Genomic DNA, 24,500 nt, shown 5'->3' with positions numbered 1-24,500 from the left:
TCCGGTCGATCGCGCGTGCGGGCCGGCCCGTCACGCGTGGCGCACGACGATATCCCACGCGGTATGACACGCCTGCCCCGGCAGCGTCAGCGCGCGCAGCACCACCCGATCGCCCTGCTGCGTCGCGACGCTGAACTTATGCGGCGCCAGCAGCGCGACCGTCGCGCCGTTGTGCTCCAGTTGCAAGCCCGGCGCCGCAGGCTGGCCGCTCAGATGCGACAGCCAGATGTCCAGCACCATCCGGTCGCGCGTCACCGCGAATTCGACCGTGTGCGCCGCCCACGCATTCAGTGCATGGCCCTGCGGGTTGCGGAACGACGGCCCCGCGGCCAGACGCGGCACGTTCGCCAGCACGTCCTCGTGCGCGGCCAGCACCGACAACCCGCTCGCGACGAAGCGTTCGGGCTGAAGCAGGCCGGGATCGGCCGGCTGCGCCCGCTTGCCGGCTTCGGGCGCCAGCGCGAACGCCTGCCCGAGCGCGATCGCATGCTCGGCATGACGCGCCAGGTAGCGCCAGTGATTCAGGAAGCGCACGTCGCCCGTCATGTGCAGGCCACGGATCGGTTTGCCCTGATGCTCGAGCACGATGCGGACCGCGTCGAAATCGTGCCGCTCGTGCAGCCCCCATTTCGTGACGAAATTCTGCTCGCAGCCCACGAGCCGCACGTGGCCGCGGCCGCCCCACAGATGCAGGAAGGTCGTGTCCAGCCCGTAGATCGCCGCGAAGTCCCGGCCGATCCTGCCGGCCTGTTCGCGGACAAACCGCGCGAATCGCGCCCAGGGCTCGCGGCCGCCGACCACAAGCCCCGCCTGCAGCGGCTGCCCCAGCCGCTCGAGCACGTCCTGCACGCACTGGTGGATCAGCGCGTCGCGCCGTTCGCCGATGAGCGGCGTCATCACGAACGCGCAGAAGTGCGCATCGGGCGCGACGTGAAGGGCGTCGTCGTGCGGCACGACGTCGAAGATGTCGAACCGCGGCCCCGGGAACCAGATGTCGGCATCGTAGAGCGCGAGCGTCTGCAACGCCGGATCGGTGTCGAAGATCGCGGCCGCGGAGATGTAGCGGTCCCAGGCAAGGTCGCCGACGCCCGCCGCCGCGTACACCTCGATCCCGTTCGCGCGCAGCCGCTGCTGCTTCTCGTCGGACAACCCGTAGCCGATGACGCCGATGCGCCCCCGGTAGTCCGTCGCGCGCAGCGAGACGATGAACGGGATGACCATTTCGTACCAGGCCTGCGTGTTGTCGTCGATCGCGAACGCGACGAGTTGATGGCGGTCGGTCTCGTTGTTGTCGGACGTGTTCATGCGTGTGGTGAGATTGGTCAGTCCGTCGTTCCGATCGGTCCGGCTGCCGGTGTTCCTTTACACGCGACGCCGATTATCGGAAGGCAGTCGAATACCCGTTATCGTCATACGATTGCGAGCGATATCCATTCGGCGGCGGCCCGTTCGCCGGAGCCGTTCGCCTGAAAATGGATGCACGATTTTTACCACGGTGCGATATTCCCGCGCGACCTGAAAATGCGTCGCGATCCGGAACATTTGTTAAATAGCTTGAATGACCGACAACCGGCCGGCAATTTGCCTTAACATCCGGCCGTCATCTCGACTGACGCCGATCACGGTTGACCGACCCTGGACTCCGGCCGTGGCTTTCATTTTTCAGGTGCCCGAACGCGGCGCCGATTTCATCCGGACGCTACGACCGATCATGTTCCAGACCCCGGGAGATTCATTCGTCAACGGCTCGTTGCTGGGCCTGTGCGTCGAGGTGCCGCTCGCCGCGCTGGTGTCGCTCGCCATGCACGGCGTCGACTGGAACGGGCAGCGCATCGCGATGCTGATCGCCACGCCGGTGCTGCTCGCCTGCATTGCGCTGCTGACCCGCCCGGTCGCATTCAGCACGGTGTGGAAGCACAAGCGCTCGCCGTTCGTGCTCGACGACAACGTGCGTGCGTCGATCTACGGCCGGCTCTGCGGGATCGCGCTCGGGCTCGTGTTCGGCATCATGGTCGCGACGACGTTCGCCTGATCCCGCCGAACCGGCGCGCCCGACGAAACCTGCGTCGGGCCTGAAGCCGCCGGGTCACGAGCGCATCTTCCCGGCGCATCGCGTCACGCCGACGCCACCAGCGTGTTGAACGACGTATCCCACAACGGCGCGACATTCGCCGGCCCATCCAGCACGCCGATCCGCGCGAACACATCCGCGACCTGCTGATGCTGCGCCACCACGTCGGGCGTCACCGGCAGCAGCGCATAGTCTTCGCTGCGCTGGTCGAACATCGCGACGAGATCGCCCGCCGGCACGCGCGTCTCCTGGTTCTGCACCCGCGCGTAGTCGCCGAAATGCCCGTTCGCCCACGCGTACGCGCGCCGGAACCGCAGCAGCAGATCGCCAGTCGCCGCACGACGGCGCGCATCGTCGAGCGTGCGCGGGTTCGCGTACACCGGGAAATTGCCCGACAGATAACCCTTGCCCGTCTTCAGCACGCGCGCCCCGTAGCGATTGCGCGCGAGCTGGCCGTTGTAGCCGTAGATCGCCCACGCGTCGATGTCGCCGCGATCGTAGGCCGACAACCCGTCGGTCGGCGACAGGTTGATCGGCTGGATGTCGTCGAAGCCCAGGCCAGCTTCCGTGAGCTGGCGATACAGGAAGTAGTGCGACGTCGTCGCGCGCACGTAGCCGACGCGCTTGCCCTTCAGGTCCGCGATACTGCGGATCGGCGTGTCCTTGCGTGCGAGCGTGACCTGGTTGTTCAGGTCTTCGCGCACGCGGGTGATGAGCCGGACGCTGGCCTTCTGGCGCGCGGCGAACACGGCCGGAATTTCGCTGCCCGAACCGATATCGAGCGCATCTGCATTGAGCGCCTCGATGTGCAGCACGCCGTTGTTCAGTTCGCGCCAGTCGATCCGGTACGGTGTGTCGCCGAGGCCGGCCGCCTGCAGCAGTGCGCGCCAGCCGCCCTTGTAGGTCGCGACGCGCAACGTCGTGCCGGCGAGATCGGCGTTGACGGCCGGCGTGGCGAACGCGGCCTTTGCGGCGAACGGCGCCGCCACGGCCGCGGCGCCGGCAAGAATCAGGCGGCGGCGTGCCGCCGACGTTGACGCCATCGAATCCTCCTGTCGATCGGTTGCGAATTGAGCGGAAGCCTGCGCGGCTGCATCAATGCAGCACCGGGAACCCGTGGCGCTCGGCCAGCAATTCGAGGATGCGGCGCGCGTCGGTGACGAACCGCACGTCGCCGAGCGTCTGCGCGTCGTCCGGCGCCGGCTGGTCGCGACCGAGCACGAGGACCGGCAAGCCCTGGTGCGCATCGTCGAGCGCCTCGATCACCGCGTGGCGCGGCCGCTCGAAGCCGACGCGCTTCACGTCGATGCGGCCGGCATGCTCGGGCGCGCTCGCCAGCAGCCCCTCGATCGACAATCCGTGCGGACAGACGAAACGCTGGCCCGGATGCTTCGGGTCGGCAAAGCCCGGTTCCAGCAAAAACAGTACATCGCGACTCATGTCAAACGGCTCCCGTGTTCGTTGTTCAGCCGGGACGCATGCGCACGTCGGCGCAGTCATGGTCCCGGAGCAGGCCGGCCCGCGGCCGGATGCCCGACTCTACCGTTGCGCGTCGCACCGCCCTACCAACGTTTTGAGAAATCGATATGCCGGCGCGCGTAGCGCATCGATCGTGCGCCGCACAGATGGCCGTTGCGTAAATGCATCGCCCGGTGCATCGCGGACATTGCGGATATCGAACCATTTCATCGATCGATATGACGGCGGCCGCGGGTAGCCGGCGCCCGACGTTCGCCGTTCGAGCGATGCGTTCGCCGCAGCAGGGGTGCCGGACGCGATCGCGACGCACATGCCGGACTTGCAGCAATGCACATTACAAATCGGCCGCGCAGCGATTTACAAACCACGGATCGACCGTTCGCCGGTTCAACCCGCGTCAATAGCATCGTGCTCCTCACAGTCGTACTCGTAAAAACAGAGGAAAGTCATGATCAAAAAAACGGTGGTCCTGGGTTTGGTTTCGATCGGTTCGGTCAGTGCGCATGCGCAGAGTTCGGTCACGTTGTACGGCGTCGTCGATGCCGGTTTCGCCTATACGAACAACCAGGGCGGCGCGAGCAACATCCAGCAGACGAGCGGCAAGCTGAGCGGCAGCCGCTGGGGCCTGAAAGGCGTGGAAGATCTCGGTGGCGGCCTGCAGGCGGTCTTCACGCTCGAAAGCGGGTTCCGGCCGAGCGACGGCGGGCTCGGCCAGGGCGGCCGGCTGTTCGGCCGTTCCGCGTACGTCGGCCTGGCCAAGTCCGGCATCGGCACGCTGACCTTCGGCCGCCAGTACGAGCCGATCACCGATCTCGTCGCGCAGTACTCGGGGTCCGGCTTCTGGTCGCCGGCCACGCACGTGGGCGACAACGACAACATGAACCAGAGCTTCCGCCTGAACAACGCGGTGAAGTTCCGCAGCGACACGATCGCCGGCTTCACGGCCGACCTGCTCTATGCGTTCAGCAACCAGGCGAACGGCGGCGCCGGCACCGGCTTCTCGAACAACAATGCGTGGGGCGTGTCGGCGAACTACGTGAACGGGCCGCTGTCGGTCGGCGGCGGTTACGTGCGACTCAATCACCCGAATGCGACGTCGAATACGACCGGCGCGGTGGGCGGCGCGACCTCGACCACCGGCAACGACTACAGCGGCGCGTTCTTCTACGGGCTGAACGGCGGCGTGCTCAAGCAGCAGATCGGCGTGGCGGGCGCGAACTACGCGCTCGGCCGCGCGACGCTCGGCTTCGCGTGGAGCCACACGCAGCTCAACTATCTCGACGGCTCGTCGCGCAAGTTCAACAACTACGACGTGAACGCGCGTTACCAGATCACGCCGGCGGCTACGCTGATCGGCGTCTATACGTTCACCGACGGGCGCGCGAGCGGCCTGCCGGGCACCGGCGGCCAGACGCTGAAGCCGCGCTGGCACCAGTTCACGCTCGGGTTGGACTATGCGCTGTCGAAGCGCACCGACATCTACGTGTCGGGCATCTACCAGCTCGCGGCCGGCGATGCGAGCACGGCGACGGCGGGCGGTTATCGCAGGATCGCGGCGATCTCGAACATCGGCAGCGCGTCGTCGACGAACCGCCAGGTCGCGCTCGTCAGCGGGCTGCGCGTGAAGTTCTGACGGCATGCGCAGCGGGTGCGGTGCGATGCGGTGACGCGCGATAAGCAAAGCGGGAATCGTTGTTTGCCGCGCCGTGCCCGGTTGCCGAGAATGTGCGTTTCCCGCGCGCTGCCCGCAGGCGCGATACGCGTTCGACGATGACCGACTCCCGCCCCGTGTGCCGCGCAGCAGCCGGCGTGCGGCACTGCGTCGGCTCGCCAGCGCATCGGGCATCGCACCCGGGCGATTCGCCGCCGCACGTACCCGCCGTTGTCGGGCGGTGCGTGCCCAACCCGCAAGGAAGCCATCATGAGCGCCCCCTCCGTCGCCGCTCCGGTTGCGACGTCACCGTTCGTCGACGTCCGCTCGCCGGCGGACTTCCCCGACAGCCCCGTGTCGCGCGTGCTCGCGCAGCCGCTGATGCTCGGGCTGTTCCTGCCGATCCAGGCCGGCGGCTGGAGCGCGTCGACGCTGCCGCGCACGACCGACTGGACGTTCGACTACAACGCCGAGCTGGTCGCGCGCGCGGAAGCGCTCGGCTTCGATCTCGTGTTCGCGCTGTCGCAATGGCTGCCGAAAGGCGGTTACGGCGGCGTGTTCGACGGCCACGCGCTCGACTCGTTCATGACGCTGGCCGCGCTGACCGCGCGCACCGAGCGGATCATCCTGGTCGCGACGAGCCATGTGCTGTACGGGCCGTGGCATCCGCTGCATTTCGCGAAGTTCACCGCGACGCTCGATCACATCTCGCGCGGGCGCTGGGGCATCAACGTCGTGACCGGTCATCGCGCCATCGAGCACGAGATGTTCGGCTGGAACCGGATCGAGCACGACCGGCGCTACGAGATGGCCGCCGAGTTCGTCGACGCGGTGCAGCAGTTGTGGGCGCAACCGGACAATTTCAGCTACACGCCCGCGCTGTCGGGATGGCGGCTGGGCGGCGCGTTCGTCACGCCGAAACCACGCTACGGCCGCCCGCTGCTGATCAACGCGACCGGCTCCGATGCGGGCATCGAATTCGCGGCGCGCTATTCGGACATCGTGTTCGTCACGAGCCCGGCCGGCCCCGACGCCGAACGCGCGATCGACGCGCTTCCCGCGCATACTGCGCGCGTGAAGGCGACCGCCGCTGCGCATGGCCGGACGATCCGCACGCTGCTCAACCCGCTCGTGATCTGCCGCGAAACGGCAGCCGAAGCGCGCGCGTATCGCGACGCGATCGTCGCGCATGCGGACGAAGGCAGCTTCCACCGTTTCGACAGCGACGCGCATGCGTGGCGAGGCGGCTTCGAACAACGCGCGCAGGCCGACGCGCGCGCGATCGGCGGCAATATCTCGATCACGGGTTCGCCGGAGGAAGTGGCGGACACCATCGTGCGGCTGCACCGCGCGGGCATCGACGGCATCCAGTTGAGCTTCTACGATTTCAAGCCCGATCTCGACTTCTTCGGCGAGCGCGTGCTGCCGCTGCTGCGCGACGCCGGCTTGCGGCGCTGACGCGGGCGGCGGACGCGTCGCCCGCCGCGGCACTCACCGTTTCGACACCGCGTGGTCAGAACACGCGGCCTTCGGTGAGGTGCGTCGTCACGCCGTTCAGGTCGTAGTCGCCGATCACGCGCGCCTTGTGCAGCAGCGGGTTGTGGCTGAAGATCGTGCGCAGGTTGCGCCAGTGCCGGTCGAAGTTGTGTTCGCGCGCCGTCGCCGATGCCCCGCCGACTTCGAACAGCCGCTCGGCCGCGTGCAGCGCGAGCTTGCTGACGATGAGCTGCGTACGCGCGGTTGCGAGCGCGCTGTCGAGCACGCGTGCATCCGCATCGGCATCGCCGGCCTCGATCGCGTCGGCGGAACGGTCGAGCGCCCGCGCGTTTTCGCGCACGAGCGCGTCGATCGCGTGACTGTGCGCAGACAGTTCGCCGACGACCTGCTGGATGAAGTGATCGTCGCGCGCGGTCGGCGCCGGGCTGTGCAGCACCGGGCGGCCGTGCGCGAGCACGTAACGGCGCGCATCGGCAACCACGTTGCGCACGATGCCCGCGCCCGTCGCGACGAGATGCAGCTGGCGCAGCGCGCCGCAATGACGGCCGACGAGCGTCGAGCCGTCGCGCGGGGCCACTTCGTCCGCGAACACCTGCACGTCGTCGAGCAGCAGGCTGCCGCTCGCGGTCATGCGCTGGCCCATGCCGTCCCAGTCGTCGAGCACCTGCACGCCGTCGCGCGCGACGGGAATGATCACGGCGACCGCGTCGCCCTGCTCGTTCTCCACGTTGATGCGCGCGAAATCGGCGAACGCGGTGCCGGTCGAATAGTATTTGCGCCCCGTCACGCGATAGTGCTCGCCGTGCCGGCGCAGCACGGTGGTGTTCTCGCCCGGCCGCGACGTGCCGCGCTCGGTCGACGCACCGCCGAAGATCGCGCCGGCCAGTGCCCGCTCGAGCTGCACGTCGTTGAACGGCGTGCGCGGCGACAGCCGCAGCGTCTCGGTCTGGTCGTAGTGGATCCGCAGCGCGTGCGCGAGGTTCGAATCGGCGGCGGCCAGCGTCGCGATCGTGTCGAACAGGTCGACCAGCGTGCCGCCGAGGCCGCCGCGCGCGACCGGAATCCGCAGCACGCCCAGCGCCGAGCGCCGGAAGCGTGCGAAGCCGTCGAACGGCAACTCGCGACGCGCCTCGCGTTGCGCGGCATCCTGCCCGATCGCGGTCGCGAGATCGGGCAGTGCGGCGAGCGCGTCGCGCAACGCGTCGCGCGGATCGACGGCATCACGGGCGGTCATTCTGCGGTTCCTTGTACGAGAAGTTCGGGAATGCCGCTGCGCGGTGCGATCGCGGCATCCGCGAACCGGCGCACATACGGCACCGCAAAGTATAGGGACGCCCCCGGTGTGCGTGAAAAGCCGATTTCAGCTTTTGTTATGCGTGTGCCGGGAATGGTCGCGCGACATCGCAGCGTCGCGCCGTTGCGCTATACCCCGGCGCGGCACGGTCGCGCGTGGCGACCGTCACGATTCCGTCGACGGGTCGGGTACGCGCACGATGCCCTCCGGATACCGGATGTCGATCAGCCCGTGCTTGTCGCGGATGCGGATCGGCGGCACGACCTCCACGCTCGCACGGTCGACGCCCTCGCACACGGCCAGGTTCGTATTGGTGCGGTAGTACACGCGCTGGTCGTCGACCGCAAAGGCCCAGTTCAGAAAGCGCAGGCTTCGTGCGTCGATCCCCGGCAACGGCTTGCGGTAGTTCTTCCCCCACAGCACGTGACCGTCGGCGTCGATCAGCATGTCGTGAAAGACGCCGCGCGCGGTCTCGACGTCGACACGCCCCGGCTTCGTCACGATCTTGCCGTCGTAAAGGATCTGCGCGCCGAGCCGCGCATACCGGTAGCCGAGGCTCACCACGCCGGCCGGATCGTCGATGCCGCGCTTGCGCACACCGGCGCAGAACAGGTGCTTCGCATCCCGCGCGTACGCGCCGCCGATATGCGTCAGGCTGGCCACGTCGGCCTTGACGACGGTCAGGCGGCATGGGCCGCGATCGGGATCGTGGATGTCGCGCTCGACGTGGTAAGCCTGCCGTGCATCGCGATACCAGCCGCCGCCCAGGGGTTCCAGCGTGGCGGCATCGCCGTCGGCAACGAGCCCTTCGCCTGCGTCGTCGTAGCTGAACGCGGCGCCGCCCGCGTAGTAGCGCAGCCCCGACGCGTCGACGGCAAAGTGGTCGACGAGGTGCCGGAAGCTGCCCAGATCGAAGTTGTTGAGCGCGCGATACTGATGCCCGCTGCCGGTGCGGGCCCAGACGCGTTCGCCATCGCTGTGGAACGGCCCGCCGAGCGGGGCAAGCGGCTCGTTGCGCGTGTCGCGCCGCCGCCGCGCTTCCGCCTCCTCACGGCGCTGTGCCTCCTCGGCGTCGTAGATGGCCTGCTGCTCCGGCGTGACCCGCGCCGCATCCTCGTACTGCTGCATGTGGCGCGCATGCAGCGACTGCACGATCGCGATGCAGTACACCGAATGCGGAACCGAGCGCAGATACAGCGCCCAGTCCTCGTCGTCGCACCGGTAGAACCAGTGGATCGCCTCGCCGTCCCATCCGGCCGGGTCGGTGCGCGCGAGCAGCGCGGCCTTGACGTCCCGGACCTTGCCGGGCACGACGAAGGAAAGGCTGTAGCTGGTATCACGGACGATGTCGAGGCTCTCATCCTCGAACAGGCGTCGCATCAGTTTTTCGAGTTCTTGCAAGGTCATGGGCGCGTGTCGACCCGGTGACGGGCCACGGAATGAACGGACGTGCGGCGGTCATTCTAACCATGCCGACGTGCGCTGCCCCGGCCTCCTTCGGGACATTCAGTCGATCCGTCGCGTATCCGCCCGGATACGAACACGTCGACGATCGTCATTTCACCACATCCGGTTCCCGATCGGGAACGAAACTGGTATTCCGTTGCCGGCACGATCAATTCGTTTCCGTTCGGATACGAATTGATGCCTGCGCCAACGAGTTGTGCAATACTGTTCCCGATCAGATACGAAGCACGGAGGACGTCATGCACGAGATCCTGCCCGTCGGCACGATCGGCGCACTCGCCAACCTCATCCGCGCGGCACGGCTCCAGCAGGGATTTACGCGGGACGAACTCGCGAACGCCACGGGGCTTTCGCCGAAATTCATCAGCCAGGTGGAGGCCGGGAAACCCACCGCGCAGGTCGGCAAGATCCTGCTGCTGCTCGGCGAACTGGGCATCACCCTGCTCGCGCAATCGTCCATCGAGATTTCGGCGGCAAACGTGCTGAAGGCCGCGCAACGCCGCAGGAGCCGCCATGGCGAGTAGAACGCTGATCGCCTCCGCGAACGGGTTGCGCATGGGTGCGCTGACCGACGACAAAGGCGTCTGGTCGTTCACGTACGACGCACAGTGGCTGGCATCGCCACGCGCGTACCCGCTGTCCCCCGCTTTCCCGCTGCGCGCCGGCACCTTCATCGATACCTCGACCGATCGCCCGGTCCAGTGGTTCTTCGACAACCTGCTGCCGGAAGAAGGCATGCGCACGTCGCTTGCGCGCGAGGCCAGGGTCGACGCCGCCGACGCGTGGGGCCTGCTCGCGTACTTCGGGCGCGAATCGGCCGGCGCGCTCACGCTGCTCGCGCAAGGCGAACAGGAAGCGGCCGGCAGCATGCAGCCGCTCCCGCTCGACGAACTCGAACGCCGCATCCAGGCGATGCCCGAGCGCGCGCTGACGGCCACCGCGCCCAAGCGCATGTCGGCGGCCGGCGCGCAGCAGAAGCTGCTGCTGATCCTGCGCGGCGACGCGCCGGACTACACGCTGTTCGAGCCGGTCGGCAGCGAACCGTCGATGCATCTGCTGAAACCGGACATGCGCGCCGCCGGCTATCCGCATTCGGCGATCAACGAGTTCTTCTGCATGAAGCTCGCGAAGCGGATGGGCCTCGACGTGCCCGACGTGCACTTTCTGCGCGCGCCGTCCGCATGCTACGTGATCGACCGTTTCGACCGCGATACCGCATCGGAGCCGGCCGCACGGCTGCATACGATCGATGCGATGCAGTTGCTGAACTACGATCGCGGCTTCAAGTACCAGCGCGCCAACGCGGAAGAACTCGGCCGCGCGATCGGGCAGACCAGCACGCGCGCGCTGGCGCGCCTGTCGGTGTTCCGCTGGACGATCTTCAACGTGGTGGTCGGCAACGGCGACGCGCACCTGAAGAACCTGTCGTTCTTCGTCGACGCGCGCGGCTACCGGCTCGCGCCGTTTTACGACATCGTCAGCACGGTCGTCTATCACACGCCCACGCACCGGCCCGATCATCGCGGCGATCATTGGCCGCACTGCGAACTGACGATGCCACTCGGCGCGGCGACTCGCTTCGCCGACATCGACCTGGGCGCGCTGGTCGCGTTCGGCCACGCGCTCGGGCTCAGGGAGAAGGCAGCCGAAAACGAGCTGCGGCGCTTTCTCGAACCGCTCGATCGCAGCGTCGCGCAGACGCTCGACGAAGTGCGCGAGGTCGCGCGCCCCGACGCCGGGGAAATGCGCCTGCTGAACTCGATCGTCTCGATGCCGATCGCGGAGATGGGCCGCGCGCTGCGGCAGGGGCGCGGGTAAGCGGCCGCGCACGGGTCGCGTGCCGTCCGCTCACCGCGGCCGATGCCTGACGAACCGGCCCCGGCCCGTGGTGAATGCCCTTCACCGGCGCGTCACGCCGCGAGTCCGGTCGGCGACGCAACCGCGACATCCGGATTGAACCGGGTCATGCAGTTCAGGTCGAGTGCGCGTATCTGCTCGGTCATGAAGTCGACGAAGATACGAATGCGCGTCGGAAGATGTTGCCGGCTGAGATAGCAGATATAGTGGCCGCGATCTTCCGGCACATGCTGCGCGAGCGCGACGACGAGCTCGCTCGAAGCGATATGGTCGCGGATCTGGTAACCCGCCATCTGCGCGATGCCCGAACCGTTCAGGACCGCACGCAGCACCAGGTCCGCGTCGTTGAACGTCAGCCGCGACTTCGGCAGGTATTTCTGCACGCGGCCGTCGACGTTGAACTCCCATTCGAATATGCGGCCGCTCGCAAAGCGAAAGTTGATGCACTCGTGCCGGCCCAGATCCTCCAGACTCTGCGGAAGCCCGTGCGCGGCCACATACGACGGCGACGCGCAGAGCGCCATCTGCATCGGAATCAGTTGCCGGGCGATGATGCTCGAATCCTCGATGCGTCCATTGCGGAACGACACGTCGATTCGTTCGGATACCAGATCGACCGGCCGGTCGTCGAGCAGCAGATCGATGACGATGTCGGGGTAGGCTTTCGCAAACGTTTCCAGCAGCGGCGCAACGATCTTCCGGCCGAAACCCACCGCCGAGCTGATCCGGATGAGGCCGCGCGGCGGCCCCTCCCGCAGTTCCAGCATGTCGTTCATGGCTTCGACGATCTGCGCCACGCCCTGGTGGCAGTTCTCGAAGAATCGCTGGCCTTCGCAGGTCAGTTCCGTCATGCGCGTGGTCCGCTGGAACAGCCGCGTACTCAACTGCGCCTCCAGCTTCTGGACGTTGCGGCTCACGGCCGGCCGGCCGACGCCGAGACGTTCGGCGGCCTTGGTAAAGCTCCCCTCGCTCGCCACCGCGACGAACGCAAGGATGCCCGCGTAGCTTGCACCGAAGCTGGCCGACAATGCGTCGGCGCGCCCTGGCAAGTCGCGACGAACGCCGTGCTCCGACGTATCCGATCGATTCATTTCCGCTGCCCCCAGACATCCCGCCCATCCCGATTGCCCGTCGCAGGCGTACGCCTGCCCCCCACCTTCGACACGCGAATCAGCTTCCTGCGAGCCACCGGTCCAGGCCGATGGTGCCGAGCCGCGCTGCCCCGAGCGGCACGAGCGATCGTTCCTCGACACGGCCGCCGTAATAGCGGGCCTCGCGATCGGTCACCACCGCACGCGTGTCGCCGACCGACTTCAGGTAGCGCGCGACGATCTCCGCGAACGGCGCGCGATCCGGGCCCGCGATCTCGACCGTGCCGTTCAGCGGCCCGGCCAGCGCGATCTGCGCGAGCAGCGCCGCGACGTCTTCCGCGGCAATCGGCTGAAACAGTCCGTCGCCGATGCGCACGGTCCCGTCTTCGGTGCCGGAATCCGCAATGCCGCCGATGAACTCCATGAATTGCGTGGCACGCACGATCGTGTACGGCACGCCGGCCGCCTCGATCGCCTGTTCCTGCGCGACCTTGGCCGCGAAATAGCCGTTCTCCGGCATCCGGTCGCAGCCGACGATCGACAGCGCGACGTGATGGCGCACGCCTGCGGCCACTTCGGCCTTGCCGAGATTGCGGGCCGACGTGCGGAAGAAATCCAGCACCGCCTGCGGTTCCCATGACGGCGCGTTCGCGACGTCCACGACGACGTCGGCGTCGGTCAATGCGTCGGTCAGGCCTTCGCCCGTGATGGAATTGACGCCGGTGCGCGGCGACGCCGCAAGCGCCTGGTGCCCTGCCTCGCCGAGCAACGTGACGACGCGTGAGCCGATCAGGCCCGAACCACCGATGACAACGATCTTCATCGCAAAATCTCCTGACGAAAGGGTTTTCCTGGAACGCGCGCGGCGTGTGACGCTCGCCGCCTCCGATGAAAACGGTCATGACCGTCGCATCGCATGGCGCAATTGTGGAAGAATCATGTCCTATCCATCAGTGCCAAGAATCGTCGATCGGACTGGTCCATGCCGTCCGCTCCCGTCGCCCACGAGACCGTGATGCCCGCCCAAACGCCCGCCCTGACCATCGAAATCGACCGGCACCATCAGTTGCCGATCTACCTGCAGATCTGCGAGCGATTCAGAACCGCGATCGCGGCGGGCCATCTGCGCCCCGGCGACCGCGTGCCCGCGCTGCGCGGCCTCGCGACGCAGCTGAACACGGCGCGCGGCACCGTCGAGCAGGCGTACACGATCCTGGTCGACGAGGGATATCTGCAAATGCGCGGCGCGGCCGGCACGTTCGTCTCGCCGTCCCTGCCGAAATCGCTGACGCGGCCGACGCCCGCGCGCGGCGACGAGCAGGCATGGCGCCCCGACGACGCCCCTCTCCGGGTGCCGGGCAAGTCGCGCGAGCTTCCGCCTCCGCGCCGCCCACAGCCGATCGCGGTCGCGCTGAGCGGCGAGCCGCGCCCGTTGCAACCGGGGCTCCCCGCACTGGACGCGTTTCCGCGCAAGGTGTGGCACCGGCTCGTGTCTCAACGTGCACGCAGCGCCGAACGCGCGTTGCTCGGCTACCCGAATCCGGCCGGCTACCGGCCGCTACGCGAGCACATCGCCACCTATCTCGGCTTGTCGCGCGGCGTCACCTGCGTGCCGGAACAGGTGTTCATCACCGGCGGCTATCGCGCCACGCTGGAACTCGTGCTGCGCAGCCTCGCGCGGCCGAACGATCGCGTATGGTTCGAGGATCCCGGCTACCTGCTGGCCCGCACCTTCCTGTCCGAGACTGGTGTGCAGCTCGTTCCGGTACCGGTGGACGCCGAGGGCATCGACGTCGAGCGCGGCAAGCAGCTCGACGCGCACGCGCGCTTCGCGCTGGTGACGCCGTCGCATCAGAGCCCGCTCGGGCACACCCTGTCGCTTGCCCGGCGCATCGCGCTGCTGGACTGGGCGGAAAAGACGTCGGGCTGGATCGTCGAGGACGACTACGACAGCGAGTTTCGCTATCTCGGCCGCCCGCTGCAGGCGCTGAAGAGTCTCGACCGCCGGGATCACGTGATCTATTGCAGTACCTTCAGCAAGGCGATGTATCCCGGTTTGCGGCTCGCCTACGCGGTCGTGCCCGAGCGCGCGGTAGAGCGTGTCGATCGCGTCGCATGCAGCATGAATGCCGGCTCGCCGACCCTGCTGCAGGCCGCCCTGGCGGATTTCATCGAACAGGGGCACTTTGCCCGGCACCTGAAGCGCATGCGTGCGTTGTACGGCGAGCGGCGCACGCTGATCGTGAACGCATTGCGGCAGGCATTCGGCGAGCGGCTGATCGTCGAGCTGCCGCCCGGCGGAATCCAGTTCGCGGTGCAGTTCCCGGACGGGCCCGACGGGCCGGTCGACGACGTCGCCGTTGCCGCGCGCGCCCGCGAAGCGGGCCTTGCGATCCTGCCGCTCTCGATCTGGTATACGAACAGCCACACGCGGCAGACGCCGCGCGGGCTCGTCATCGGGTTCGCGAACATCGTCGATGCGGCCGAAGCGCACCGTCACGCGCACACGCTGCGCGCGTGCCTGGACCGCTGACGCACGGAAATTCGCGGCTGCGCCCGTCGCGCCGGGTTCCGGATTGGTGTCCGACGGGAAACAGACAATCGCCCTGAACGGCTATACCGCCGCCATGTGCAGGCCTCTAGCATGGAAACGTCGTTCTTTCGTGGACGAACCAGGAATCAGGCTGCACCGGGCGATTGCCGTATTCGTCATACGATCGCTCGACACCCACCATTCGCGGCAGACGCAATTCGCGTGGGGCGTGCAGCCCCCTTCGCAAGACGTTTCGACCGTCGAAGCGCGTCGCTGAACTCGAGCAAGCATCATGGATGACAAGAAGCTGCAGGCCCCCTCGCTGTCTCTCCTCGACAGGTATCGGGGCCGTGACTTTCAACCCCTTTACACGACGACCGTCACCGTTTCCGGCGGCGAGACGGGACACGGCCGCGCATCCGGCGTGGCCCGCTCCGACGACGGCAATCTCGCGGTCGACCTGCGCCTGCCCGCCGAGTTCGGCGGGCCCGGCAACGGGACCAATCCGGAGCAGTTGTTCGCGGCAGGGTTCGCCGCGTGCTTCCACGGCGCGCTCAATCTGCTCGGGAAACGCGCCGAAATGGAGGCCCCCGATACGGCCGTGGAAGTGCAGGTGTCGTTCGGCCGCGACCCGATGGACGGTGGCTTTGCATTGCTCGTCGACGTTCGGGTGCGGATGCCTGGCGTCGATCGCAGCCTCGCGGAGGAAATGGTCCGCACCGCCGAGCGCCTGTGCCCGTATGCAAAGATGGCGCGGCAAGGCACCGTCAACATCATGACCGTCGTCGACTGAATCGACGCCTTGCGTGCCGCGGCGGCGTCTTGTTCGCCGACACCCTTCAGCCGCCGCGCGCGACTGCACGCCCCGCCGCGCATCTCGCGACACGCGCGGGGCGCCGTCCGATCAGCCGAACGATGCCAGCGGATTACCCGCTGCCAGCGCGTCGGTGCGATTCGGCGCCGGCGGGTAGATCCACTGCGTGTTGATCATCTGCTTGCGCGCCTTTCCTTCCGCGTGCGTCAGCTTGATCTGCCGATCCCAGCCTTCCGAGTAGACAGCGCCCCACTCGCCAAGGTCGACGCATGTCGCATAGAACGGCTGGCGGTACGTCAGCGTCGGCACACCGATCAGATCCGCGGCGACGTTGTGTCCGCCGAATTGCCCCATCACGATCGCATGCTGGCACGACATCAATGCATCGTGCCCGTCGTCGTCGCACCGTGCCCGCGCCACGTCTCCCGCCACGAACACGTGCGGTGCGTCGGCGACCCGAAGATCGGCCGTGACCGCGACACGTCCGAGCGCGTCGAGATGCGACGAGACTTGCGCCGCGAGCGGGCTGGCACGCATTCCGCCTGCCCAGATCACGGTCATCGCCTCGATATGCGTGCCCGACGCGGTGCGAACGCCGTCGGCCGCGATCGACACGACACGCGAACCGAGCACGGCTTCGACGCCCAGCGAATCGAAGGCTTCGGCGACGTACGGGCGAGGATTGGGCCCGAGATCGGGACCGATGTCGTCCTGCGCGCCGATCACGACGACACGGCGCTTCGCATCCGGGCCAAACCACTCGCGCAATCGCTTGGGCAACTCGGTGGCGACCTCGATACCCGTGAAGCCGCAGCCGACCACCGCGACCGTATTGCGTGCCGGCGATTCCGGCAGTTTCGCGAGCGCCGCGAAGTGCGCGTCGAGTGCGACCGCGTCCTCGATGCAGTCGACGGAGAATGCGTGTTCCGCGAGTCCCGGCACCGGCGGCCTGCTCAGCTTGCTGCCGCTGGTCAGCAACAGCCGGTCATACGTGATCAAACGCTTCTCGCCGTCGGCGCAAGCAACACCGACCGTCTTCTCGCGAACGTCGATCTCCTCGACACTGCCCTCGAGAAATTTCACGCCGACGGCATCGAGCAGCGGCAGCAGCGGTGCCGCCATGTGCTGCGGCCCGCTTTCGTACAACCGCGGCCGGATCTGCAATTCCGGCTTCGGGGAAACCAGCGTGATTTCAACGTCACTGCCCGTGACGCCGGCACCGTCCAGCACGCGAGCCGCGCCCAGTGCGCCCCACACGCCGGCAAAACCGGCACCCACTATCAGGATTTTCTGCGACATGATCATTGCCCTCGGTTGATGTCGACAGCGGCCATCCGCCGCGCGAAATCATCGTAGGGGGATGCTGCCGCGTGCAGTAGATCCGCAACCGTGCTCACGATGTTGCCTCTGCGGCACCAATCGATCGCATGTCACCGGAATCGATCGCAGGCATGATGTGCGGCGAAGTTCGTGCGTTGCCGCCCCCTTCGTCACCCACCTGAATCGTCGATGAGGCAAATGAAATGCATCTCGGAAGATCGTACAAGCTATCGGAATTCCTGATCTGGACGCGCTGGAAGATCTACGAGCTGCTCATTTTCGGTTCCGTTCCGGTCGTGCTGTACAAGTTCTTTTCGATCACGTGGCTGTCGATCCCCCTGACGATCGTGGTGCTCCTCGGCACCGCGACGTCGTTCATCGTCGGCTTCAAGAACGTCCAGACGTACAACCGTGCAGCGGACGCGCTCGAAATCTGGACCGGCATCCTGAGCAAGAGCCGCCGCTGGGGACAAATTGCGCGCGACTTCGTCGCGGATGAAGAAGTTGCCCGAAAGCTGGTATACCGCCACCTCGCCTGGCTGACCGCGCTGCGATACGACCTGCGTCGCCCACGGATCTGGGAAAGCACGACCAAACGCTACAACGCGGAGTACCGCCGCTTCTATCGTGTTCCCGAATGGGAAAAGGACATCAGGGAACTGCTGCCCCAATACCTGTCTCCCGCGGAAACGGCGCAGGCGCTGTCGTCCTCCTCCATCACGACATGCGTGCTGAGCCTTCAAGGTACGTCGCTCAAGACGCTTTACCTGGCCGGCCAGCTGAATTCGGGTTTTTACATGGAGCTTCAAAAGACGATCGGGGACTTCGTCGATCTCCAGTCGAGATCGGAGCGATTCAAGAACTTCCCCTATCCGCGTCAGTACGCGACCGTCAGCTCGCTGTTCGTGCGGTTCTTCTGCCTTTCGCTTCCATTCGGTCTTCTGAACGAATTCAATCGGTTGAACGACAGCGTGAGCGGCTTCATGCACGGCAACATGGTATGGCTGGTCGTGCCGTGCAGCGTCGCCGTTTCGTGGATGTATACGTCGCTCGAACAGGTAGGCGAAAGCACCGAGAATCCGTTTGAAGGCGGCGCGAACGATGTGCCCATTTCAACGCTGTGCAGCACGATCGAGCGCGACCTGAAGGCGATGCTCGGAGAACACGAAAGCGAATCGTCGAGCCGCACGATCATCGCACTATAGGGCGTTCAGCGTCTTTCCGACGCCGCTCGGTACGAATTCACGCTGCACGTGCCGCCGTCGATGCCGTCGTTCGGGCCGCACCGCGTGCCCTGACGGGCAATCCTCCTTTCGTCGATTGTTGTCGCCGAGACAACATGGTGAGGTCCTTCGCGGCGCTACTGCCGCGCGACCGCATCGCCTACGCTTGGCGCTGACGGTGGCCGTACATGCTGCCCGGTGCGTTCCGGAGCACAGGGACGACACCGCAAGCGCAACGCGCGAAACCACGCGGCAAATCTGCGCCGCGTCGCGTCTTCACGCGTCATTGGTCGCGCCGGCAAACGCCGTCGCGACGGGTGCCCCCGGCACCTCACCTACCGAGGAACGATCCGTGACAGAAGAAGATATCCGCAGCAAAGCGTTCGCGACGCCCGTCCCCAACCCGGCGTATCCGCGTCCGCCCTTCCGCTTCGTCAATCGGGAGTACTTCATCATCTCGTATGAGACGGACCTGGATGCCCTCCGTGCCGTCGTGCCGGCACCGCTGACGGTCGACCATGCCGTCGTTCACTACGAGTTCATCCGCATGCCCGATTCGTCGGGATTCGGCGACTACACGGAAAGCGGTCAGGTGATCTCCGTTCTGGACGCGGACGGCAACCGGGCCAACTTCACGCACTCGATGTACCTCGACGACGAAGGCCCGATCGCAGCCGGACGGGAGATCTGGGGATTTCCGAAGAAACTGGCCTCGCCCAGGCTCTGCATCGACGGCAAGGACACGCTGCTCGGCACGCTCGACTACGGCACGCAGCGCATCGCCACCGGCACGATGGGTTACAAGTACCGCGCGCTCGACACGGCAGCGGAGCGCCGCAAGCTCGCCGACACGCCCAACTATCTGCTCAAGGTCATTCCGCACGTCGACGGCTCGGCGCGCATCTGCGAACTGGTGCGTTTCTTCCTGCGCGACGTCGACGTGATCGGCGCATGGGAAGGGCCCGCCGCGCTCGAGCTGCGTCCGCATGCGCTCGCATCGGTTGCCGATCTGCCGGTTCGCAAGGTGATCGGCGCGCGTCACGTCATGGCGAATCTCACACTCGATATCGGCGAAGTCGCCCATGACTACCTCGCCCCCGCCGAGCCGTTGAAGCTCGCGGTCAACCAGTAAGCTCCCGGAGGACATATGGCACTGAATGACAAGGTCGCGCTCGTAACGGGCGCAGCAAGCGGTATCGGCGAAATGTGCGCGCGCAAGCTCGCGGCGGACGGCGCGACGGTCGTGATCGCCGACCTCAATCTCGCGGCGGCACGACAGGTCGCCGACGACATCGTCGCCGGCGGCGGGAAAGCATCGGCGGTCGCGATGGACGTCACCAGCGAGGAAGCCGTCGATGCGGGCGTGGCCGACACCGTGAACCGGCTGGGCGGCATCGACGTGCTCGTGTCGAATGCGGGCATCCAGATCGTCAACCGGATCGAGGACTACACGTTCTCCGACTGGAAGAAAATGCTGGCCATTCACCTCGACGGGGCATTCCTGACGACCCGCGCCGCGCTGCGGCACATGTACGCGTCGAACAAGGGCGGCTCGGTGATCTACATGGGCTCGGTGCATTCGCACGAAGCGTCGCCGCTGAAGTCCGCCTATGTGACCGCCAAGCACGGGTTGCTCGGCCTCGCGCGCGTCGTCGCGAAAGAAGGCGGGTCGCGCGGCATCCGCGCGAACGTCGTGTGCCCGGGCTTCGTCAGGACCCCGCTGGTCGACAAGCAGATTCCCGAGCAGGCGAAAGTCCTGGGCATCTCGGAACAGCAGGTCGTCAAGGACGTGATGTTGAAGGAAACGGTCGACGGCGAATTCACGTCGGTGGCCGACGTCGCGAACACGGTTGCGTTCCTGGCCGGCTTCGAATCGAACGCACTCACCGGACAATCGATCGTGGTCAGCCACGGCTGGTTCATGCAGTAAGGAGAACACCATGCAATCGAGCCAGCGAAACAAGCTGAAGCAGCCCCATCGGATCGAGCTCCCCGCCTATGACGAAATCGGGCTCGTACTGCAGGGCGGCGGCGCCCTGGGCGCATACCAGGCCGGCGTCTATGAAGGCATGGCCGAGGTCGGCGTGGAACCGACGCAAATCGCCGGCGTCTCGATCGGCGCGCTGAATACCGCGATCATCGCGGGCAACGCGCCTGCCGATCGCACGGAAGCGTTGCGCGGCTTCTGGAACACCGTCAGCCAGCCGACCGACCCGCTCTCGCACGTCGGCGCGTACCTGTCGGCTTGGCCGGGGCTTGAAGACGTGGGGCGCAGGTGGTCGAGCGCATGGGCCGCCACGCGCACACTGATCGAAGGCCAGGGCGGATTCTTCGCTCCGCGCATGCATGCGCCTTTCGGCGGATTCGGCAGGAAGCGTCCCGACCAGGTCAGCTATTACGACACGTCGGCTTTGCGCGACACGCTTCTGCGGTACGCGAACTTCGATCGCATCAACGACGGGAACATTCGCGTCTCCGTCGGCGCGGTCAACGTGCGGACGGGCAATCTCGTCTATTTCGACAATTCGAAAATGCGTCTGGCGCCGGAGCATTTCATCGCGTCAGGCGCATTGCCGCCGGGCTTTCCCGCCGTCGAGATCGACGGCGAGTTTTACTGGGACGGCGGCCTGGTGTCCAACACGCCGCTCACCGAGATCATCCGGGAAAGCCAGCACAAGGACACGCTCGTGTTCCAGCTCGACCTGTGGAGCGCGCGAGGCAAGCTGCCGGGCGACTTTCTCGACGTCAGCGAGCGCACCAAGGACATTCAGTATTCGAGCCGCACGCGCGCCATCACCGCGTTCATGTCGCAGAACCAAAAGCACGCCCAGATGATCAAGGCGTTACTCGAACACATTCCCGAACACGTTCGGCTTGCCCACCCGCTGCTGCGCGATGCGCAGAAAACAGCGGACGGCAGCGCCGTGAACGTCGTGCACCTGATCTACAAGAACAAGACGTTCGAGGGGCACTACAAGGACTACGAGTTCAGCAAGGACACGATGCGCGAGCATTGGGCAAGCGGCCTCGAGGACATTCGCCGTACCTTCGGGCACCCGGAGTGGTTCGAGATTCCGAGCCGGGAAATCGGCTTCGTCACGCGGGACGTGCACCGCTATCGGCAGGACATCGACGAACCCGGCTGGTCGGGCAAGGATGCGTTGCCGGCACGGCAACATTCGCCGGAGCAGGAATCGTCCGTCGCCAGGTAACGCGCGTCGACACCCGCCACGGGGCAGCACGGCGGTCGTTCAAGCGCCCGCATCGCGTGACGAGCGCCCCGGCCGGTACTGCCCCCGACTCGACGTATCCGCCCTGCAAGACCGGATCAGGCGGCGCCGCGGCCGGCCTTCGGAACAGGCTACGCGGCAGCCTCAAGGAGAGCATCATGATGTCGCATGAATTGATCGCGCGGTACGGCACATGGGTCGTATTCCTGAACGTGCTCGGGTCTTCGCTCGGCCTCCCGTTGCCTGCCATACCGACGTTGATCACGGTAGGCGCGGGCACCGCGCTCGTCGCGCATGTCGGGTCGTCGACGCTGCTGCATTTCCTGACGATACTGGGTGCCGCCGTGGTCGGCGGCCTGCTCGGCGATCTGGTCTGGTTCCAGGGAGGCAAACGGTACGGCAAGCGCACGCTTCACACCGTCTGCGGCCTGTCGCCGTCGCGCGAAGCGTGCGTCACGACGACCGAGCGCTTTTTCGGGCGCTGGGGCGTTCGCGTGCTCGTCGTTGCGCGGTTCGTACCCGGCCTTTCGCTCGTTGCCGTTCCGCTCTGCGGTGCGATGGCCGTCCGGGTGCGCGACTTCGTCCTGCACGATTGCGCCGGCATTGCACTGTGGGCGTCGATCGGCCTCGCCATCGGCACGCTGTTCGCCTCGCAGATCGATGCGATCTTCGCGACTGTCGCCCGTCTCGGCTGGCAAGCGCTCGTCGTGCTCGGCATCGCCCCGGTGCTGTACTTTCTGTATGGCTACTGCCGCAGGCAGATGATGGCAAATGCGCTCGGGAAGGCGCGGATCAGCGCGGGCGAATTGCATGCGCTGCTCGCGAACAAGCCGCGGCCGGCCGTGATCGATATCCGTTCCGCCGAATGGAGAACGCGTGATCCGTTTGTCATTCCGGGCGCGCTGATCGCCGATGAACGCCACCCCCGCCAGATCATGGAGCGCTATGGAACGAACCGGACGCTGGTCATCTATTGTGCGTGTCCGCACGAAGCGTCTGCTGCGTCGGTGGCCAGGCAGTTGCGGCTGTCCGGCGTCAAGCTTGCATTGCCGCTCACCGGCGGCATCGATGCATGGCGTGTCGCGGGTTTCGACGTGGAACCGATGATCGCGATGAACGACACGGCAATCGGCGCCGCCGGGCAGCAGCTTTTCACGCAATGACTGCCATGGCGCCTTCATGCGCCGAAGCAGCGCGTATCGCCCGGCTCGTGCGGCGGATGACCGAATCGGCATCACGACTCTTGCTGCCCCAGCTTCGCGCGTCCCCGCCCCGATCCTCGACGAACCGGGCCTCGCGCTCCCGCGACTGCGCGCCTCGCGACAACCGGGCCGGTACTTTGCTCGGGTACACTCATGCCTCCGCCACACGCGCCGTCACAGCATGGACAGTCAGCTTTGGATCATTTGCGGGCTTACATTCGTCATCCATGTGATCGCGACACTGGCCTATGCGGTGCGGATCGCCGGCGTTCGAACGCGCCGGATCGCCCTGTCGTTTTCCTTGTTCGGGATCATCGCGCTGGTTTCCCGGACGGCCAACTCCTTTCAGGGGCCGTTCATCGCGAAACGGGTCGAAATGAATATTGCGCATCGGATGGGCAGCGGGCTGCTCACCGATTTTCGGCTCTTCCTGCTGAGCGCCACCGTGGCGAGCATTGCCGGCGCCTTCCTGATCCCGACTTTCCAGCGCTATTTCAGCCGCGCCGTCGAACATTTCCAGGTGAACCGTTCGATTCCGCGGCTGCTGGTCGACGCCTGCAGTCGCGCCGGCGTCAACTATCTTCGCGTCGGCGCACGACTGCCTTCCCGCCACAACGTCACGCAACTGACCGCGAGCACCGGCGTGTCCTGGAAAGTCATCGTGCTGAACGTGGCAGCCATGGCGATCTGGACGGTCGGTGTGTTCGCGTCGCTGTATGCGGGTTACCTGAAACCCGACCTGAGGGTGACATGCGCGAACCTGTCGTCCGTCATCAATGGCTTCGCGACCGTGGTGCTGGCCGTCGTCATCGACCCGCAGGTTTCTGTCATGACCGACGATGTCATCGAAGGCCGGATATCGGAAAACAGCTTCCGGCGGGCCATCACGACGCTCGCCGGTGCGCGGGTTCTCGGCACGCTGTGCGCTCAGGCGGCGCTCGTTCCGGCGGCGTTGGTCATTGTCCGTGTTGCGGAAATCATTTAACCAGGAATGGCCGTCTGCAGATGCTGTATCGTAAGCACCCTCACAGTCGCGCAGACGGGTCCCACGATCTCCGTCGAGATGTCCCAGATGATCCCACTCCACCGCGATCCAGCGTTCTATCAGCTCCTTGCCGACAGCTACGCCCGGCTGCTTGGCCGCCCCCTGGTGCCTCAGGCCATGCCCGTGGACGAAGCTACCGAATGGCTCTATGAGCGTGCGCCGTTCGCGGTACTCGCGCACAACACCGATCCCGACCCGGTCTTCATTTACGGCAACAAGGCCGCGCAGCGCCGGTTCGGGTACAGCTGGGATGAAATCACGCGACTGCCGTCCCGGCTTTCAGCAGAAGCCCCGAATCGCGAGGAGCGGCAGCAATTCCTCGCACGCGTACAGCGGCTCGGCTACGAGGCGGGCTACAAGGGCGTGCGGGTCACCAAGTCAGGCCAGCGCTTCATGATCGAGGAAGCCACGCTGTGGCAACTGCTCGACGCCGACGGCACACTGCACGGCCAGGCGGTTGTCATCCCGCGCACGCGTGACATCTGATTGGGCGACCCGGTGTCTGGACCAGGGTTTGGCCGCCCTGCACGCCCTACCCTTCCATCGACTGCATTGGTGCGGACCGGGCAACACCATGCATCCCGAGTCGATCTGGTGCGTCGGCTCGTCTTTGCCTAGCATGCAAGTACGTGTGGTCCATCGACGGGATGGCGCTCGTGGGGATTGACTGGCAGGCAAGCGCTGCGCCGTTGCGCTGATTCGCTTCGAAGAACAACGCATCGCCTC

Annotated in this window: 22 protein-coding genes; 14 read left to right on the top strand and 8 right to left on the bottom strand. The window is 66.3% G+C overall.

All coding sequences use genetic code 11. The annotated features are described in order from the left end of the window. Positions 1 to 30 precede the first annotated feature (30 nt). Positions 31 to 1,305: a hypothetical protein gene (locus ABY44_RS30705; RefSeq protein WP_060173551.1), complete on the bottom strand. Its 1,275-nt coding sequence runs from the start codon at positions 1,303 to 1,305 to the stop codon at positions 31 to 33. 406 nt (positions 1,306 to 1,711) lie between these two features. Between ABY44_RS30705 and ABY44_RS30700 the strand changes: the two genes are divergently transcribed. Continuing rightward, positions 1,712 to 2,032, top strand: a complete 321-nt coding sequence (locus tag ABY44_RS30700) for a hypothetical protein (protein ID WP_027792604.1) — start codon at positions 1,712 to 1,714, stop codon at positions 2,030 to 2,032. 83 nt (positions 2,033 to 2,115) lie between these two features. Here the strand turns inward: ABY44_RS30700 and ABY44_RS30695 are convergent, their stop codons facing one another. Next, complete coding sequence (locus tag ABY44_RS30695) at positions 2,116 to 3,114, bottom strand: ABC transporter substrate-binding protein (RefSeq protein WP_060173552.1); 999 nt, start codon at positions 3,112 to 3,114, stop codon at positions 2,116 to 2,118. 52 nt (positions 3,115 to 3,166) lie between these two features. After that, positions 3,167 to 3,511 carry a DUF3088 domain-containing protein gene (locus ABY44_RS30690; RefSeq protein ID WP_027792602.1) on the bottom strand — a complete coding sequence of 115 codons (345 nt, stop codon included), beginning with the start codon at positions 3,509 to 3,511 and terminating at the stop codon, positions 3,167 to 3,169. A 487-nt stretch (positions 3,512 to 3,998) separates the two neighbouring features. On the opposite strand from ABY44_RS30690, the gene ABY44_RS30685 reads away from it, so the two are divergent. Then, positions 3,999 to 5,183, top strand: a complete 1,185-nt coding sequence (locus tag ABY44_RS30685) for a porin (RefSeq protein WP_431643057.1) — start codon at positions 3,999 to 4,001, stop codon at positions 5,181 to 5,183. Between the two features lie 288 nt (positions 5,184 to 5,471). Continuing rightward, positions 5,472 to 6,659, top strand: coding sequence for an LLM class flavin-dependent oxidoreductase (locus ABY44_RS30680; RefSeq protein ID WP_060173553.1), 1,188 nt, complete (start codon positions 5,472 to 5,474; stop codon positions 6,657 to 6,659). A 55-nt stretch (positions 6,660 to 6,714) separates the two neighbouring features. On the opposite strand, the gene ABY44_RS30675 is transcribed toward ABY44_RS30680, so the two are convergent. Beyond that, the gene (locus ABY44_RS30675; protein ID WP_060173554.1) at positions 6,715 to 7,932 is read right to left on the bottom strand and encodes an acyl-CoA dehydrogenase family protein; all 1,218 of its coding nucleotides are present in this window, start codon (positions 7,930 to 7,932) and stop codon (positions 6,715 to 6,717) included. 225 nt (positions 7,933 to 8,157) lie between these two features. Further along, positions 8,158 to 9,399: a DKNYY domain-containing protein gene (locus ABY44_RS30670; RefSeq protein ID WP_060180741.1), complete on the bottom strand. Its 1,242-nt coding sequence runs from the start codon at positions 9,397 to 9,399 to the stop codon at positions 8,158 to 8,160. Between the two features lie 299 nt (positions 9,400 to 9,698). Here ABY44_RS30670 and ABY44_RS30665 point away from each other — a divergent pair, with 299 nt between their 5' ends. After that, positions 9,699 to 9,983 carry a helix-turn-helix domain-containing protein gene (locus ABY44_RS30665; protein WP_021158233.1) on the top strand — a complete coding sequence of 95 codons (285 nt, stop codon included), beginning with the start codon at positions 9,699 to 9,701 and terminating at the stop codon, positions 9,981 to 9,983. Continuing rightward, positions 9,973 to 11,277 carry a HipA domain-containing protein gene (locus tag ABY44_RS30660; RefSeq protein ID WP_060173556.1) on the top strand — a complete coding sequence of 435 codons (1,305 nt, stop codon included), beginning with the start codon at positions 9,973 to 9,975 and terminating at the stop codon, positions 11,275 to 11,277. Before ABY44_RS30665 ends, ABY44_RS30660 begins: the two co-directional genes overlap by 11 nt. Before the next feature lie 92 nt (positions 11,278 to 11,369). Here the strand turns inward: ABY44_RS30660 and ABY44_RS30655 are convergent, their stop codons facing one another. After that, the gene (locus tag ABY44_RS30655; RefSeq protein ID WP_027792595.1) at positions 11,370 to 12,407 is read right to left on the bottom strand and encodes a LysR family transcriptional regulator; all 1,038 of its coding nucleotides are present in this window, start codon (positions 12,405 to 12,407) and stop codon (positions 11,370 to 11,372) included. A gap of 79 nt (positions 12,408 to 12,486) precedes the next feature. Then, positions 12,487 to 13,230: an SDR family oxidoreductase gene (locus ABY44_RS30650; RefSeq protein WP_027792594.1), complete on the bottom strand. Its 744-nt coding sequence runs from the start codon at positions 13,228 to 13,230 to the stop codon at positions 12,487 to 12,489. A 192-nt stretch (positions 13,231 to 13,422) separates the two neighbouring features. On the opposite strand from ABY44_RS30650, the gene ABY44_RS30645 reads away from it, so the two are divergent. Both ABY44_RS30645 and ABY44_RS30640 read left to right on the top strand, forming a co-directional pair. Continuing rightward, positions 13,423 to 14,940 carry a PLP-dependent aminotransferase family protein gene (locus ABY44_RS30645; RefSeq protein ID WP_060173557.1) on the top strand — a complete coding sequence of 506 codons (1,518 nt, stop codon included), beginning with the start codon at positions 13,423 to 13,425 and terminating at the stop codon, positions 14,938 to 14,940. A 292-nt stretch (positions 14,941 to 15,232) separates the two neighbouring features. Beyond that, the gene (locus tag ABY44_RS30640) at positions 15,233 to 15,733 is read left to right on the top strand and encodes an Ohr family peroxiredoxin (RefSeq protein WP_027792592.1); all 501 of its coding nucleotides are present in this window, start codon (positions 15,233 to 15,235) and stop codon (positions 15,731 to 15,733) included. A gap of 111 nt (positions 15,734 to 15,844) precedes the next feature. On the opposite strand, the gene ABY44_RS30635 is transcribed toward ABY44_RS30640, so the two are convergent. After that, a complete protein-coding gene (locus ABY44_RS30635) occupies positions 15,845 to 17,053 on the bottom strand; it encodes an NAD(P)/FAD-dependent oxidoreductase (protein WP_060173610.1) in 1,209 nt (402 codons plus the stop codon). 224 nt (positions 17,054 to 17,277) lie between these two features. Here ABY44_RS30635 and ABY44_RS30630 point away from each other — a divergent pair, with 224 nt between their 5' ends. The 7 genes from ABY44_RS30630 to ABY44_RS30600 all read left to right on the top strand — a co-directional run bounded on the left by ABY44_RS30630 (position 17,278) and on the right by ABY44_RS30600 (position 24,260). Further along, positions 17,278 to 18,279 carry a bestrophin family protein gene (locus tag ABY44_RS30630; protein WP_059693460.1) on the top strand — a complete coding sequence of 334 codons (1,002 nt, stop codon included), beginning with the start codon at positions 17,278 to 17,280 and terminating at the stop codon, positions 18,277 to 18,279. Positions 18,280 to 18,649: 370 nt separating this feature from the next. Further along, positions 18,650 to 19,429 carry an acetoacetate decarboxylase gene (locus ABY44_RS30625; protein WP_431643067.1) on the top strand — a complete coding sequence of 260 codons (780 nt, stop codon included), beginning with the start codon at positions 18,650 to 18,652 and terminating at the stop codon, positions 19,427 to 19,429. Positions 19,430 to 19,444: 15 nt separating this feature from the next. After that, positions 19,445 to 20,227 (top strand): 3-hydroxybutyrate dehydrogenase, encoded by a 783-nt coding sequence (locus tag ABY44_RS30620; RefSeq protein WP_060173558.1) that lies wholly within the window; start codon positions 19,445 to 19,447, stop codon positions 20,225 to 20,227. A 10-nt stretch (positions 20,228 to 20,237) separates the two neighbouring features. Next, positions 20,238 to 21,509: a DUF3734 domain-containing protein gene (locus tag ABY44_RS30615; RefSeq protein WP_060173559.1), complete on the top strand. Its 1,272-nt coding sequence runs from the start codon at positions 20,238 to 20,240 to the stop codon at positions 21,507 to 21,509. Between the two features lie 176 nt (positions 21,510 to 21,685). Next, positions 21,686 to 22,690: a VTT domain-containing protein gene (locus ABY44_RS30610; protein WP_060173560.1), complete on the top strand. Its 1,005-nt coding sequence runs from the start codon at positions 21,686 to 21,688 to the stop codon at positions 22,688 to 22,690. Positions 22,691 to 22,910: 220 nt separating this feature from the next. After that, positions 22,911 to 23,714 carry a lipid II flippase Amj family protein gene (locus ABY44_RS30605; RefSeq protein WP_060173561.1) on the top strand — a complete coding sequence of 268 codons (804 nt, stop codon included), beginning with the start codon at positions 22,911 to 22,913 and terminating at the stop codon, positions 23,712 to 23,714. 87 nt (positions 23,715 to 23,801) lie between these two features. Next, positions 23,802 to 24,260 (top strand): MEKHLA domain-containing protein, encoded by a 459-nt coding sequence (locus ABY44_RS30600; protein WP_027792584.1) that lies wholly within the window; start codon positions 23,802 to 23,804, stop codon positions 24,258 to 24,260. Positions 24,261 to 24,500 lie beyond the last annotated feature (240 nt).

This window comes from Burkholderia sp. ZZQ-2, assembly GCF_050768715.1.
Lineage (GTDB): Bacteria > Pseudomonadota > Gammaproteobacteria > Burkholderiales > Burkholderiaceae > Burkholderia > Burkholderia cepacia.
This window is presented reverse-complemented; position numbering and strand designations above follow the sequence as displayed.